General features: G+C 72.0%; 10 protein-coding genes. 3 read left to right on the forward strand and 7 right to left on the reverse strand.

Annotation, left to right across the window (positions count from 1 at the left end):
- Nucleotide 1 precedes the first annotated feature (1 nt).
- The 4 genes from KO717_RS04870 to KO717_RS04885 form a co-directional block, all read right to left on the reverse strand.
- Nucleotides 2-2,812, reverse strand: a complete 2,811-nt coding sequence (locus KO717_RS04870) for a hypothetical protein (protein WP_301364617.1) — start codon at nucleotides 2,810-2,812, stop codon at nucleotides 2-4.
- The gene (locus tag KO717_RS04875) at nucleotides 2,809-4,299 is read right to left on the reverse strand and encodes a hypothetical protein (RefSeq protein ID WP_301364618.1); all 1,491 of its coding nucleotides are present in this window, start codon (nucleotides 4,297-4,299) and stop codon (nucleotides 2,809-2,811) included. The genes KO717_RS04870 and KO717_RS04875 overlap by 4 nt, the downstream gene beginning before the upstream one ends.
- A 168-nt stretch (nucleotides 4,300-4,467) precedes the next feature.
- Nucleotides 4,468-5,568 (reverse strand): serine hydrolase domain-containing protein, encoded by a 1,101-nt coding sequence (locus KO717_RS04880; RefSeq protein ID WP_301364619.1) that lies wholly within the window; start codon nucleotides 5,566-5,568, stop codon nucleotides 4,468-4,470.
- Between the two features lie 66 nt (nucleotides 5,569-5,634).
- Nucleotides 5,635-7,194 carry an alpha/beta fold hydrolase gene (locus KO717_RS04885; RefSeq protein WP_301364620.1) on the reverse strand — a complete coding sequence of 520 codons (1,560 nt, stop codon included), beginning with the start codon at nucleotides 7,192-7,194 and terminating at the stop codon, nucleotides 5,635-5,637.
- A gap of 372 nt (nucleotides 7,195-7,566) precedes the next feature.
- Between KO717_RS04885 and KO717_RS04890 the strand changes: the two genes are divergently transcribed.
- A complete protein-coding gene (locus KO717_RS04890) occupies nucleotides 7,567-10,353 on the forward strand; it encodes a SpoIIE family protein phosphatase (protein WP_437184466.1) in 2,787 nt (928 codons plus the stop codon).
- A gap of 122 nt (nucleotides 10,354-10,475) precedes the next feature.
- Nucleotides 10,476-11,621, forward strand: a complete 1,146-nt coding sequence (locus KO717_RS04895) for an ABC transporter substrate-binding protein (protein ID WP_301364622.1) — start codon at nucleotides 10,476-10,478, stop codon at nucleotides 11,619-11,621.
- 457 nt (nucleotides 11,622-12,078) lie between these two features.
- On the opposite strand, the gene KO717_RS04900 is transcribed toward KO717_RS04895, so the two are convergent.
- From KO717_RS04900 to KO717_RS04910, 3 genes are all read right to left on the reverse strand, one after another.
- Nucleotides 12,079-12,258, reverse strand: a complete 180-nt coding sequence (locus KO717_RS04900; protein ID WP_301364623.1) for a hypothetical protein — start codon at nucleotides 12,256-12,258, stop codon at nucleotides 12,079-12,081.
- A 125-nt stretch (nucleotides 12,259-12,383) separates the two neighbouring features.
- Complete coding sequence (locus KO717_RS04905) at nucleotides 12,384-12,986, reverse strand: HAD family hydrolase (protein WP_301364624.1); 603 nt, start codon at nucleotides 12,984-12,986, stop codon at nucleotides 12,384-12,386.
- A gap of 26 nt (nucleotides 12,987-13,012) precedes the next feature.
- Nucleotides 13,013-14,239, reverse strand: a complete 1,227-nt coding sequence (locus KO717_RS04910) for an MFS transporter (protein ID WP_301364625.1) — start codon at nucleotides 14,237-14,239, stop codon at nucleotides 13,013-13,015.
- A 170-nt stretch (nucleotides 14,240-14,409) separates the two neighbouring features.
- On the opposite strand from KO717_RS04910, the gene KO717_RS04915 reads away from it, so the two are divergent.
- The gene (locus KO717_RS04915) at nucleotides 14,410-15,177 is read left to right on the forward strand and encodes a DeoR/GlpR family DNA-binding transcription regulator (RefSeq protein WP_301364626.1); all 768 of its coding nucleotides are present in this window, start codon (nucleotides 14,410-14,412) and stop codon (nucleotides 15,175-15,177) included.
- Nucleotides 15,178-15,495 lie beyond the last annotated feature (318 nt).

The following is a 15,495-nucleotide window of genomic DNA, read 5'->3' on the forward strand; positions in this document are numbered from 1 at the left end:
CTCACTCCCTCCCGATCAGAGTTCGGCTTCGAGTAGAGGATCCCGCGACCTGGTGCGAGGGACTCCCGTTGAGGTGGAGGAACAGCTGCAGGGGGTCCAGATCCGCTGCGGTCAGGAGGGGGCCGAGGTCTCGTCGGGCCTGCTCGCCCTGGGCTGCAGGGCGGGGCGCTCCGCTGTGGAACGTGGCGGACGGGGTCGCCGGGGCCGGGACGCGGAAGCTGGTCCACTGCGCACCCCGCTGGCGAACGAGGACCGGCCGGTGCCAGGCCATGAAGCAGGGAACCCGCGTGCCCTGACCGCGGGCCCGGGCGAGCACGGGGCCGGGCCACAGGCCGTCGGGCAGGCCGGCCAGCACCGTGACTGCCTTCGCACACGCGGCCTGCGGGTTGCTGAACTCACCCGCGAGCTCCCAGACACCGGCCTCGTAGGTCGCGCTCAGATGGGCGACAGCCAGAGCCCGGTGCGCCTCTGCGACGGGGTCCGGTACGGCCCGGGCCCGCTTGGCGAGTGCTTCGACATCAGCCTCGGTGGCCACGGGGGCCCCTCGGAGGCCCGTCTGCATGTAGAGGTCCGCCGCACGGTCCGGCTGTGCACGGGCGACCGCGGTCCGGCTCTGCTTCCAGGCCGTGGCTGCCACCGGTTCCGCGTCCGGTCCCTCGATCTCACCGTGCAGGCCGAGGAGCGACATGTGTACGGCGATCACCGCATCAAGACGCTGCCCCTGTTCCTCGGGTACGTACGCGTCCGCCGGCCACCGGTCCACTGCGGTGAGTGCGCGGAGCAGGTCGGCCGTGACGGCGCGCCAGCCGTAGTCGTTCTCGTCCCAGGCGCCCGCGGCGAGCAGCTGCAGGTGCAGGGCGGCGACCAGCAGCGTCGTCGGCACGGACCACGGCCGGGGCCGGGGCCGGGCTCCCGGCTCCGCGTCGCCCTCCTGGCCCTGCCGGCTCTGCCGACCCCTCCGGGCAGCCTCGGCAGCTGCCTTGTCCACCGCTTCCGCCTCGGACGCCAGCCGGCGTGCCAGCCTGCTCATCCACCGGCGGGAGTACTCGCGTGCACTGTCAGGAAGCGCCGACGGACCTCCCTCCACGTCCGCCTCCGTGTCGAAGCCGGCTTCGCCGGCCTCGTCCTCGTCCTCGTCGTCCACCGTGAGGTACTCCGAGATCTGCCAGCGCTGCGCCACCGGAGCCTGCGGGAGCTGCGGGAGCTGCGGCAGGTCCATCGCGAGGGGTCCGAAGGCCACCTCGGTCAGCTCCGTGCCCAGTGTCCGTCGGCAGTCGGCCACCGTCGGCGAGGCCCCGCCGGCCTGCGTCGGCCGCCCCGCCGCGTCCGTGACGAAAAGTTCACGCAGCCGGGCGATGTCCTGCTCGAACCGTCGCGCGGCCACCGCATCGCGGAACAGGTCGTCGACAGCACAGCCGGCGAAGAGGCGCGGGCCCGCGTCGGTCGCGCCGCGCGGTGCGCAGCGTTCGGCGCTGTAGAGGAAGGCCACGGCAGATTCGACGTACGTTCCGTCGGCCAGTCGGCAGGTGGCTCGGACGGCAGCGCCCGGTGGCGCCGCGGGCAGAAGGAACGTGGCGGTGTGACGGTCGGCCGGAATACGCCCGATCGTGGCCCATGAGCCTGGAGCGCCGCCGTCCGACGAGAGCTCGACGGAGACCTCCACACCTGCAGGACATCGACCCAGTACGGCCTCCAGCGCAAGCCCGTCCGCCCGTACACCGAGCAGCACGAGCGCGGGCGGTGCTCCCGCTCGGCCACGGGTTGCCGTGGTGGAGCCGGTGAGCTCCGGGACGGGAGTGGTGGGTCCCTCGTCCGGCAGCAGCGGGCTGGTCCCGCTCGCCAGGACGGCGAGTTCGCAATTGCGGGCGGGGCCGTCCACTGCCCCGCGCGGGGCGTCGCCGACGGCCCGGCCGAGTGCCGCCCTGGTCAGGTTGGGGCTTCCGGTGAGCGCGTGCCAGCGGTCGCCCGTACGCCACTCGATGAGCTTGCCGTGCCGCATCCTGGTCTCTGCGAGCTCGCGCACCCGGGCGGCAGGGTGCCCGGCGAAGGCGTGGCGCACCCCGCCCGCGTCGTAGTCGGACCACCTGCGCTGGAGTCCCAAGGTCACGTCGGCCGGGGACAGGCGGTCCCGGAGCAGCCTCAGCATCTCGCCCGAGGGATCCACGAAGGGCGCGTACAGCCTCAGTTCGTCCACCGGTCCGGCGGGGAGCTGGTCGAGGAGGGGCCGGTGCAGGTTGTGCACCAGGCGCACGTCCGTGCCTTCCGTATCGAGGGCAGGCGCCTCGCAGTGCAGCTCGGTCAGCAGGCCGGCGATGTGGCGCAGGTGCTCCTCCCACCAGGGGGTCATGGCGACCGCGTCCGGCAGCTCCTCCAGCCAGTCGGCCAGATCGGCCAGGAGCGGGTGGGAAGCCGTTCCGTCCGTGGCGACGACCGTCCACAGTTCGTCGTTGGTGCCCCATCCCGACTGCGTCGGATTGCCCGAGCCGATGGCGACGCGGCAGGCGTCGTCCCCCAGCAGCAGGGCCAGTTTGGGGTGGAAGGCCCCGTGACAGGAGGCGACGCCGTGGAGGTAGCCGCGTCCGGCCTGCCGCACGTCGACCGCTTCGTGCAAGGCATGTCCGGCGTCCCCCAGGATCGCGACACGGGCGCCCAGTGCGCGGGCGACCGGGACGGCGACCGCTTCCAGGAACGGGAGGTCGGTCGTGAAGCCGAGGACCAGGAACTCCCTGAGCGGTGCCTTGTCCGGGCGCTCCTGCCAGGCCCGCAGGAGGGAGACGGGCGAGGCGAATTCGGTGTGCACCGCTGCTGTCATGCCACCACGTCCAGGCTCGTCCACGCCGCTTCGGTCAGGGTCAGGGAGCCGGCCTCACGTGCGTCGGCCGCGAAGAGGCCGAGCTGCCGGCCGATGGAACCGAGCTGAGGGATCCGGATGCCGATCTCTTCCTTCGACTCCTCGCCGATCCTGAAGTAGCGGTCGTTGCGCATGTGCAGGCGGGAGAAGATCTTGAGGCCGCCCGTCTGCGGGTCGTAGCGCAGCTTGCGCAAGGCCACCCTGCGGGACTGGGCCAGCATGTCGTCCGCCAGGCGTGACGCCAGGTCCCGGACCGGCCGGTCACCGTACTCGCGCATCAGTGCCTCCACCCACATCGGGTCGAGGAACTCTCGCCGGTCGCCGAGGAAAGCGCGCTGGACCCCGGCGAACAGGGTGCCTGGGTGACGATGTGTGCCATCGGTGCTGTCACGGGCGCGGAGGCCGCCCGCGAGGAGGACGCGGATGTCCCGCCAGGGAGCCGGTTCCTCCTGGAGGAGCCGTGGCTCGACCGGGATGGAGTGCCCGGCCCGGTCGTGGACGGGGCCGAGTGCGGCGAGTGCCTCGTTGACGGTCCCGTCGGGCACCTGATCGCACAGCCAGGCGCGAAGCTCGGCCGCCGACCGGTCCTGGCCGCCGTCCTGCCCGTCCTGGGTACCGACCTCCGTGACGAGGTCCGCCCACAGCCGGCGCCATGCGGACACGGAGTAGTGGCGCAGCAGCAGGCCCCGCCAGCGGGCTGCCTCGGGGACGGTGGACAGTACCGGGTCGTCGGCCAGGAGCGGGCCGAACGCGACGGTCTCCCGCAGCGCACCGGTGTACGAGTCTCCTCCGTGCTGCGCGACCGCCTGCGCGAGCACGCGCAGCGTGGCCCTCCGCGTCCGATCGGTGGCCCGCCATTCATCCGGACGGTGTATTCCGTCGCGGGACGCGGTCAGCAACGAGGCGAGCCAGTCCCGCTCCGCGGCACACGGCTCACCCAGCGCTGCGGCCCCGGCTTCCTGCAGCTCGGCGGGCCGCACCTCGGTCCGCTCGGAGCCTGCGAGGGCGAGCAGCGGTGCGAACAGTTCGCCGACTTCCGCGGGGCACTGCTCCCGTCCCGGCCGGATGCCGCCCCTGCCGTACTCGACGATGCCGAGGACCTGGGCAGGTGCACCGTACTGGGACCAGAAGCCCCACGACCGGGGCGAGTAGACCCGGGCGGTCCGGTCGAGGTCGAGCCCGCCGCCGGCGGACAGCCCGGGGTACACGCCGTCGTGACCGTGTGGGGAGAGCCCGTCGGGGATGCCGCCCGGCGACTGCGCGATCTGTACTGCCGCGAGCAGCACCTCCGCCCGGCGCAGCAGCTCACGGCAGCCCTGGGCGTCAAGGTCGCGGCGCTCGGCCTCGGCTGCGGCCGCGGCGTAGAGCGCGTAGTAGCGCGCGTACTTGGTGACGCTGGACACCCCCGGGACGAGCCGGTCCACCAACCGCCGGACGGGCCCTTCCACGGACAGGGGGAACTTGGGACTCCGATGCCCCAGCCCCTCCTTGGCCCACGCCGGCCCCACTGCCTCCGCCCGCAACCTGCTGCCTTCCCCCTCGGCTGCTGCAGACGATACATCGGTCGCCTGACACTGTGACCGGTGGCGAGACGGTCGGTGGACAGGCTCCGCCGTTCATTTGGACCATATGTCCATCAGTTGGTTCGCCGCGCGGAAGTGGTCGGGTGAATCCACGTTGCACACGACGGTGACGGCGGTGGTGCGGTCCGGGCTCACCTTGAAGGTGCTGTGGAATCCCTCCCAGTCGCCGCGATGCACCAGGCTCTTGTCGGGGAGAAGGAGGATTCCGGCCCCGTACCGGCCTTCCTCGATGCCGCGCTGACGCAGGACGTCGCCCACACTCACCGCTCCCTCGGTGACTCCGGTGAGCAGCTGCGTTCCGCCTATGCGACCGGTGCGGTAGTTGTCGGCCCAGCGGACGAATTCTCCCGGGGTGGTCTGGACGGAGCCGTCCCCGTACTGCTTCCAGGGCGAGGAATCGGGGCTGAAGGAACCGTCCTTCTCGTCGTACGACTTCGCCTTGCCGGGAACGTCCACCGCCGGGGACAACGTCATGCGCAGGTGCAGTGGGGTGAAGAATTCCTGTTGGAGGAAGGCCGGGAACGGCTTGCCGGTGACCCTCTCGACGACGTGCGCCAGGAGGACGTAGTTGGAGTTGGAGTAGGAGAAGCGCTTGCCGGGCGGTTCTTCCGGCTGCGAGGCGAGGATGGCCGCGATCGCTTCCTTCTGGCCGGCCGGATCCGTCAGCCCGATGCCCTTGGCCTCCAGCAGGTCCTGGTAGTCGGTGATGCCGCTGGTGTGCCGCATCAGGTCGCCCAGTGTGACGTCCCGCGTCCAGGCGGGCGGGTCGTCGAGGTAGTCGGACAGGGGGTCGTCCAGAGCGAGTTGGTGCCGGCCGGCCAGCAGAAGGACGGCGTCCGCGGTGAACTGTTTGGAGTTGGACGCCATGTCGAAGACCGTCTGCGGGGTGATGGTGCGCCCCGTCGTCAGATCGGCCTTCCCTCTCCCCGCCTCCCAGACCACGCTTCCCCGTTCGCCGACGGCTGCCGCACAGCCGGGGCCGTCAGGAGAAGGCACCAGCTCCTGGAGCACCTGCGCGCTGCGCTTCTCGCGGTCGTCGCCGGTCGCGTACGCCTGCGGGTGTGCGGCACCGGACAGCACCACCACGGCGATCACGGCGCCTCCGGCGGTGCGCAACGACACGGTCCGGTTCACGGACACCACCTTCTTCCACGGAGGGATCGCCGGGTCCGCCGGTCGGCCGCACGATCGGGTCGGGCTTCACTTCGGGGTGATCGTGAACGGTTCCCACCCGAGGCCCGCCACGCACCCGGTGTCGGGGGCGGTCGGATCGGTGAGGAAGGACGACAGCACCTTCTGGGCGCAGGGTGACTGCGGGACCACCCAGTGGCCGATGCCGGGGACCTGCACGGTGGTCGAACCGGGCAGCGTACGGGCCGTCTTCTGCGCCCAGCTCGCCCCGGTCTTCATGTCGCCCGTCCCGTTGATGAAGAGCGTCGGCACCGAGCTGACGGGAGCCACCCGCACCGTGGCGGTGCGGTCCGGGACGTTCCACACACGGCAGACCTGTTCCTGGAAGGCCAGTTGAGGTGCCTGGGCCAGGACCGGGTCCGGCCAGCCGGGGAAGGCCCGGCGGCCCGCGTTCAGCACGTCGGACGCCGAATGGTCCGGTACCCACTCGCTGCACACCACCGAATTCGTCAGGCCGTGGGCGCTCTGGCCGACGACCGGGACCGAGCCGGCGGCGCGGGCGCGGGCGAAGCGCTCCGGTCGTCCGCGGGCGAGTTCGTCGATTGCCGCCGGGACCTCGGCGAACGGGATCGCCTTGGCCACCAGAAGGTTCACCAGCGCGCCGCCGTCGAGGACGACCTTCACCGGTTTGCCGCCCTGCGGCGGCTCGACGTTCAGTGTCAGGGGATGGGCCTCCAGTTTGCGCACCTGCTCGTTCAGGGTGCGCCCGAGGTCCGGGTAGCGGCTCTTGCAGGCCGGTTCCGCCGCGCAGGCCTTGTAGAGGTTTTCGAGGCCCTCCCGGGCGCCGGCCCAGCCGAAGGGCAGGGAGACGTCCTGCGGAGGGGCGATGGAGTCGAACGCCACCGCGCGGATCCCCTGGGGGTGCAGACGCAGGTAGGTCAGGGCCAGGTTGCTGCCGTAGGAGTGGCCGTAGACGTTCCACTCCTTGATGCCGAGCGCGGTGCGCAGGTCGGCGAAGTCGGCGGCGTTCTCGGTGCTGTTGTAGGCGCTCAGGTCGGTTCCGTCGGCCGTCAGGCGGGCCCGGCACTCCTTCACCGCGTCGAGCATCAGCTTTTCCGTCCGCGGTGCGTAGGAGGGGAGGCCGACGGACGTGGCGTAGAAGCGGTCCAGCTCCGGGCAGGCGAGGTTCGGTTCGTCGTAGAGATTGCCGCGCTGGGCCATGACGATCAGGTCGCGGTCACGGTTCAGGCCGGAGGAGACGAGGAACGGGATGTCGTCGAAGGTCTCGCCACCGGGGCCGCCCGACATGAACACCACGGGTTCCTGGGCGGGCTTCGCCGAGGCGGCCGGGATGACCGCGACGGCCAGCCGGATGGTCCGGCCTCCGGGACGGGCCCGGTTCTCCGGGACCTCCAGGAATCCGCACCGGGCGGTGGCCAGCGCCTCGATCGGCTCAGGCGTCGTGGGGCAAGGCCCCGGCACGAAGCGTGACGCGACGGCCCTGGCGGGGCCGGTGACGGTATCGGCGTTCCGTGGGGCGGCGCCCGCCGATGCCGGGCCGAGTGCCGCCAGGAGGGCGAGGCCCGCCCCGGCGACTGCCATCCCGTCGCGGTAGCTGTGCTCTGCCATGTGATCCCGTTCCTCTGCCGATCGGCGGCCTGCCACCGGGTGACGCAGCGGCGGCATGGGCGGAACGCACGCAACCGACGTTACCGGCTGGTCCGGACCCGTGCACACGGACGGCCGCCGGCCACACGCACCGCGCCCCCGCGGCGGCCCGGAGATCCCTCGGACACCACGAGCCCGGCCTGATCGACAGGACAACCCGTGGGGCCACCGGCGCGGGGAGCCGCTCCGCAGGGCCGACCGGTGACCCTGCGTAAGGACACCTCGCGGTCGGCCGTCGCCCGGTCCGCCCCGCTGCCGACGGCCCGCAGAGGTTGGAGGATGGAGTATGAGCAAATTCCGGGAGCACTCCGGCGCCGGCTGCTCGGTTCGGCCATGAGCTCCTCCGCTCGCCGTCGGCCTCCTCGTTCAGGGCACCGCCAAGAGCGCCAGGATCACGCCCCGCCCTCCAAGGGAAGGGCGCGGCGGCCACAGCGTCTTTCGTCCCTGCTGAGCGTGCGCAGTGTGGCCGGCGAGGTGTTCCTCCTCCAGCTGGCCGTCGTGATCCTTCTCGTCGCCGCCGCGGTCGTGGCGCTCGTCGTGCAGGCCCAGAGCTCCGCCATGCTGGACGCCCGGCACCGTACCCTCGCCGCCGCCGGAACGTTCGCGGAGTCTCCGGGGATCGTCGCCGCCGTGCGCAGCCCCCACCCCAGCACGGTGCTTCAGCCGAGCGCCCTGGCGGCCGCGGAGATCGCCGGGGTCGACGGCATCAACGTGTACACACTCGACGGGGTCACCCTCGCCCACAGTGACCCGCGGCAGATCGGCAAGCGCGTCGTCGGCCCCTTCGCCGAGGCGGCGGCCGGCAAGTCCTTCACCGAGACGTTCACCGGGTCGCTGGGGAAGTCCGTGGTGTCGGTGGTCCCGGTCAAGGAGGCCGACGGGAAGGTCGTCGCCATCGTCTCCTCCCCGGTCACGGTCCAGAACGTCCAGAGCATGGTGAACGGGCAGCTGCCGGTCGTCCTCGGCACCGCGGCCGGCGTGCTCGCGCTGTCGGCGGGCGGGACGGCTCTGGTGAGCCGCCGGCTGCTGCGCCGGACCCACGGCCTGGGACCGGCCGAGATGACCAGCATGTACGAGCACCACGACGCGGTGCTGCACGCGGTGCGCGAGGGCGTACTGATCATCGGCGGCGGCGGACGGCTGCTGCTGGCCAATGACGAGGCGCGGCGGCTGCTGGATCTGCCGGCGGACGCGGAGGGGCTCACCGTCAGGGACCTGGGTCTGGACGAGGAGATCGCCGGTCCGATCGCGTCGGGCCGTTCCGCGACCGACGAGCTGCACATGGCGGCCGATCGGCTGCTGGCGGTGAACATCCGGCCCACCGCCCCCTACGGGAAGGCCGGGACCGTCGTCACGCTGCGCGACACCACCGAGCTGCGGGCACTCGCCGGCAGGGCCGAGGTGGCTCGCGAGCGGCTGAAGCTGCTGTACGACGCGGGGGTGCAGGTCGGTACGACGCTGAACGTGGAGCGCACCGCGGAGGAACTGGCGGAGGTGGCGGTCCCGCGGTTCGCCGACGTGGTCACGGTCGACCTGCTGGACCCGGTGCTGCGCGGCGAGGAGCCGCCCGAAGTGATCACCGAGATGCGCCGCACCGCCGTCGTCGGTCTTCGGGACGACCACCCGCTCTCACCCGTCGGCGAGCTGATCCGGTTCGGGCCCACGGGACCCATGGCCGCCGGGCTGGCCGAAGGCCGTGCGGTACTGGAGGCGGACCTGCGCGCCACCCACCGCTGGGCGGCCCAGCACCAGGGCAACGCCCTGGAGATCCTGGACCGCGGCATCCACTCCCTGATCGTCGTACCCCTGCGCGCCCGGGGCGTGGTGCTGGGGATGGTCGGCTACTGGCGGGGGCAGGACTCCCCGCCGTTCGACGGGGAGGACGTGTCCTTCGTCGAAGAGCTGACCGCCCGGGCGGCGCTGTCCGTCGACAATGCCCGCCGCTACACGCGCGAGCACGACATGGCCGTGACCCTGCAGCGCAGCCTGCTGCCCCGGGGCGTGCCGGAGCAGTCCGCCGTCGAGGTCGCGCACCGTTATCTGGCCGCCCAGGCCGGGGTGGGAGGTGACTGGTTCGACGTCATCCCGCTGCCGGGCACCCGGGTGGCCCTGGTGGTCGGCGACGTCGTCGGCCACGGTCTCCATGCCGCCGCCACCATGGGGCGCCTGCGCACCGCCGTGTACAACTTCTCCACCCTCGACCTGCCCCCCGACGAGCTCCTGAGCCACCTGGACGAGCTGGTCGCGCACATCGACACCGACGGCCAGGAGTGGCAGGGGATCACCGGAGCCACCTGCCTGTGCGCCATCTACGATCCCGTCTCGGGGCAGGTGACCGCCGCCTCCGCCGGGCACCCGGGGCCCGCTCTCGTCGGCCCCGACGGGAGCGTGTCCTTCCCGGAGGTGCCGGTCTCCCCGCCGCTGGGCCTGGGCGCGGGTCTGCCCATGGAGACCATGGCGCTCACCCTGCCCGAGGGCTCCCGGCTGGCGCTCTTCACCGACGGGCTGATCGAGAGCCGCGACCATGACCCGGACGCCGGCCTGGCAGCGCTGCGCGTCGCCCTGTCCGGGCCCGCCCGCACCCCGGAGGAGACCTGCACCGCGGTGATCGACGCGATGCTGCCCGCCAGGCCCAGCGACGACGTCGCGCTGCTGGTGGCCCGCACCCGCCTGCTGGATCCGGCGCGGATCGCCGAATGGGACGTGGCCCCCGACCCCGCGGCCGTGTCCCCGGTGCGCAACGCCTGCGCCCGCCGTCTGGCGGAGTGGGGCCTGGAGGACATCTCGTTCACCACGGAACTCATCCTCAGCGAGCTGATGACCAACGCCGTCCGGTACGGCACCGAGCCCATCCGGGTGAGGCTGCTCTACGACCGCAGCCTGGTCTGCGAGGTCTCCGACGGGTCCAGCACCTCCCCGCACCTTCGCCGGGCCGCGGACACCGACGAGGGTGGCCGCGGCCTGTTCCTCGTCGCGCAGTTCGCCGAGCGCTGGGGCACCCGCTACACCGATCGCGGCAAGATCATCTGGAGCGAGCAGGCGCTCCACGCGGGGGACGCACCGGCCTCGCCGGACCTCGGGGACGCGCTCCTGGCCGCGTGGGACGACGAGGGGTTCTGAGGACGCGCCGCTACGACAGCCGCAGGGAAGACGGCGGACACCACGGCTCGGGACTGCGCCGCCGGGGCTGCCGACCGTACGCTGGCCTCGATCGGTACGCGACCGCCCGTTATGGAGCCTTTGTGCCCGCACCCCGTCTCCGGACAGCCTTCGTCGCCGCCCTCCTGGCCCTGGCAGCGGCGCCCCTCGGCGCCTGCGGGAACAAGCCCGTCGCCGCACCGAGGGAACCCGCGGTGGCCACCTCCGCCGCGGACGCCGGCGGGATGGCGGCACTGACCGCGGCGGCGAAGAAGGAGGGCTCGCTCAACGCGATCGCCCTCCCGCGCGACTGGGCCAATTACGGCGCGCTGATCGACGGCTTCGAGAAGAAGTACGGGATCAAGGTCAGGGTGGAGAACCCCGAAGGCACCAGTCAGGACGAGATCGACGCCCTGAAGGAGCACCGGCGCGACGGCAGCGCCCCCGACGTGATCGACGTGGGGGGCTCGTTCGCCCAGTCGGCGGCCCGGCAGGGCCTGCTCGCCCCGTACGAGGTCGCCGCGTTCGACCAGATCCCCGAGGAGCAGAAGGACAAGCACGCCCGCTGGTACAACAACTACGGCGGCTACATCTCGATCGGCTGTGACGCCAAGCGGGTGAAGACCTGCCCGTCGACCTTCGCGGACCTGCGCAAGCCCGAGTACAAGGGCCAGGTCTCGTTGAACGGTGACCCCACCAAGTCCGGCTCCGCCTTCGCCGGCGTGTACGCGGCGGCCCTGGCGAACGGGGGGTCCTTCGACAACATCCAGCCGGGAATCGACTTCTTCGCCGAGCTCAGCAAGAACGGCAACTTCATCCCGGTCCAATCCTCCCCGGAAACGATCGCCAAGGGCCAGACCCCGATCAGCATCGACTGGGACTTCCTCAACCTCGCGTACGCCGACCAGTTCCGCGAGAAGGGTGCGGACGTCGACTGGCGGACCGCCATCCCCTTCGACGGCAGCTTCGCCGAGTACTACGCCAACGGGGTGAACAAGGACGCCCCGCACCCCGCGGCGGCCCGTCTGTGGCAGGAGTACCTCTTCAGTCCGGAGGGCCAGAACCTCCGGCTCGGCGCCTATGCGCGCCCCGTCCTGATGGACGCCATGAAGGAGGACGGCACCCTCGACAAGGCTGCCGCGGAGAATCTGCCGACGGTCGAGGGCACGCCGGCGTTTCCGACGGAGGAGCAGCGGGAGAAGGCGCGCGAGACCGTCAACCGCAACTGGGCCAAGGCCGTCGGGGGCTGAGTTCCGTCCGGCGCCGGACCGGTAGCGGTCTGCTGCCGAGAGGAAGGCGTCGTTCTCCTCCGGCAGAGCGACGGTGACGCGGACGCCGTCCGCGGGGAAGGTCCGCACGAGCACTCCGTGACGGGCGCACCCCCTCGGGGCGGTCGGGTGCGGCGAGGGCCGCGGCCCGGGCGAGCCGGCCGACCGCGAAGGGGACGGCCTTGTGGACGGTGGACACCACGGCCGGCGCCGCGACGCAGTACCCGATGCGCATGCCGGCGAGCCCAGGATCCGGTCGGGGAGGCGGTCGAGGAACGCGGGGGTGACCGCCGCGGGCATCGTCTCCAGGTCGTGCCGGTGGCCGGTGGCCGGCGTCCAGGGGGACGGTACGGGCGCGTACTCCGGCGACCCGGGCGAAGACCGGGCCGGGTGGTGCCGGGGACGAGCGCTCCGGCAAGTGCGGTGCGCGGGGCGGGGCTCATGCGGCCGCTCCGTCGTGCGGGGGTACGAGCACTACCTTCAGGGCGGTGCACTCGGCGCCGGGGACGGCGGCAAGGGCCTTGAACGCCTCCTCGTGGTCGGCGAGGGCGAAGCGGTGGGTGACCACGCGCTCCAGCGGCAGCTGCCGGGCCAGTTCGACGGCCTTGGGGAAAATCATGCGGGTCGTTCGAAACGTGAACGCGTCGAAAAATGGACGGCGGAACGGCAACTCGCGTCCGGGGCGCGGCGGCGGGGAGCTGCCGTGCGAGGCGGCGCACGCGGCGGGGAGCTGTGCGGAGGACGTCATGTCAATGCCGCCTCCAGGGTGACCCGCAGCTCTTCGGGCGAGGTGAACACGTGCCCCTGGAGGCCGAGCCGGCGGGCGGCGTCCACGTTCTCGGCCCGGTCGTCGACGAAGAGGATCTTCCCGGGCGGCAGTCCGAGCTCGCGCACGCACCACGCGTAGGCGGCGGGTTCCGGCTTGGCGCTGCCGATCCGGCAGGAGAGACCGCGGACCGCGAACCGCTCCAGCCACGGCTGGGTGGCCTCGTACCGGGCGGCCAGGTCCTCGGGGATGTTGGACAGGAGGCCGAGCGTGACCCCCTGGTCGGCGAGGAGGCCGAGCAGGTCCACCATGCGCCGGTCGATCTCGCTCCAGCCGGCGAGGTCGGCGGCGGTCAGCTCCTCGGTCAGCCGCGGGTCGGGCGGGATGCCGAGGTGCGCGCAGACCGCCTGCCAGTAGCCGGGACCGGTGACCTCGCCGCGGTCGTAGGGGGGCCGGTGCGACCAGTACGCCTCCCAGAAGCGGTCGGGGTCGCCGCCGGCCGTGCGTTCCAGGACGGCCATGGACTCGGGCGACTGGACACGCGCGATGACACCGAACATGTCGAAGAGGACGGCTTTCATCCTTCGGTTCCTCACGTTCTACGGGTTCAGGGTGTGGTGACGGCGTCCGTACGCCCGGAGTCGCGCGGGCCGGGCACGCGACCGGGGTCGGGGGCGTTGCGGCGCAGCCACAGGCTCAGCACGCCGCAGACGACGGCGAGCAGGAACAGCAGCAGCGGCGCCGTCCTGACCTCCATCGTGTCGATGACGGCGCCCAGCAGGGGTGGGAACGCCACGCCGCCGATCATCGAAGCGGCGATCACATAGGCACCGGCGGCGCCGACGCCGGGCACGGCGCGGTTCAGCCAGGGCAGGCAGGTCGGGAAGATCGGCGCGATCATCAGGCCGACACCGAAGTACGCGTACGGGGCGAGCGCCGGGACCGTCGCCAGGAGGAGGAAACCGGCCATGCCGGTGCAGCAGACGAGGAGGATCGACGGCGCGGACCAGCGCAGGCTGATCGGCGCGGCGACGAACCGGCCGATGGTCATGGCGGCCCAGTAGGCGGAGGTCGCGGTCGCGGCGGTGGCGGCGCCGTACCCGACGGCTTCGAGGTGGGTGGGCTCCCAGCCGCCGACGCCGGTCTCGATGGCGACGTGCAGGACGTAGACGCCGATGAACACCGCGATGATCGGAAGCACGCGGGCGCCTCCTGCCGGGGCGCCCTCCGCGGGGGCGGGGGCGGGCTCCCGGGCGGCCACCCCGCCGAGGGTGACGAGGATCAGCAGGCTGATCACGCCGGTGCCGATGAAGATCTCCGGGTAGCTGTCCGCCCCGAGCCGGCCGATCAGGGCGGGGCCGGCGATCGCGCCGATGCCGAAGTGCCCGTTCAGCAGGTTGAGCATGGCGGTGCTGCGGTGGCCGAAGCCGACGGCGAAGAGCTGGTTGAGTCCGTAGTCGATGCCGCCGAAGCCCAGGCCGATGACGAAGGTGCCGGCGAGGGCGAGGGCCCAGCTCGGGGAGAAGGCGAAGGCACCCGCGCCGACGGCCATCAGCACGTAGGACCCGCCGAGCAGCACCCGGTTGTTCAGGCGGCCCCGCAGGAGGTGGTAGATCAGCACCCCGAGGAGGGCGCCGACGAAGTGGGCGCTGAGACTGAGCCCGGCCACGGCCGGGCTGATGCCGAACTCGTCCCGCAGGGCCGGGATCGCCGGACCGTAGAGCGCCTGGAGGGCGCCGATCACCACGAACGCCAGGCACGAGGCGACGATCGCGACGGTGGTGAGCAGGGGCTTCCCCCCTGGTGGCAGGTCGGCCTCACGGGTGCCGGTCATGGCTCTCCTCATCGGTCACGGCCGAATGAACACAATCGGCGTTCACAACAGCAGGAAGTTTTCACTACTTCACTCACGCTACACATCATGAATGTTCGTTTCAACAGTTTCGATGTTCGAAACGAACATCCTGACGGCCCTCCGCCGCCATCTGTGCTAAAAGCAGACACATGAACGTGATGGAGAGGCACAAGTTCGTCGTGGGACTGCTCATGCAGCAGAACCGCGCGACGGTGGCCGAGCTGGCCCAGGCCACCGGGGCGTCCGAGATGACCATCCGCCGGGACCTTGAGGTGCTGGAGTCCCGGGGAGCGCTGCGCCGCGTGCGCGGCGGGGCGGTGAGCAGCCTGCCCGGCGGCGTCGAGCCCCCCTACGCGATCCGGGCCATGTCCGGAGCGCAGGCCAAGGAGCGGCTCGCGCGCGCCGTGGTCGAACTGCTCACCGACGGCGAGACGGTCGCGCTGGACACGGGCACGACCGCCGCGGCCATCGCCAAGGCCATGACGGGCCGCCAGCTCACCGTCGCACCCCTCTCACTGCACGCGGCCTTCACGCTGTCCGCGCATCCCGGCATCCAACTGGTGATGCCCGGCGGGCAGGTGCGCCCCGAGGAGCTGTCCTTCTACGGCCACACGCCCGTGCAGACCTTCAAGGACCTGTGCTTCGACACGTTCATCCTGGGCTGCTGCGGGGTCGACCCCGTCCAGGGCGCCACCGCCTACAACCTCGACGACGTACAGGTGAAGCGGGCGGCCGTCGCCGCGGCGCAGCGCGTGATCCTCGTCGCGACCGCCGACAAGATCGGCCGTGCGGCCCTGGGCCGCATCTGCTCCATGCAGGAGATCGCCCTCGTCGTGACGGACGCCCCCGCGGACTCCCCGGCGATCGAGGTGCTGCGCGACCAGGGGGTCGAGGTGGTCCACCCGGCGGACGACTGAGCCCGGCGGCCGGCCTCCGGGGGCCCGGCGGGCGGGGCCCGCCGGTCGTCCGGGATCCATGCGAACGCGCCTTTCCTGCACGGTGCGCATCCCCGATCGGCGCGCCCCGTCCCAGCATCGAGGGGGAGCGGCCGCCCGCCAATGGGGTACGACCGTCGTCTTACCGACTGTCGGAAAGACGACAGCAAGAACGTGCTGGAGCCCTTCGGGCGAAGTCCTGCGTCTTCCGGCCATCCCCACGGAGGCACACCCTCCGGCGCGCCGAACCGCCCGCAGGACCGTGACCGGCCCCGGGAGCTCACCTCCGAGGAGATGGGC

This window comes from Streptomyces xanthophaeus, assembly GCF_030440515.1.
Taxonomy (GTDB): domain Bacteria; phylum Actinomycetota; class Actinomycetes; order Streptomycetales; family Streptomycetaceae; genus Streptomyces; species Streptomyces kutzneri.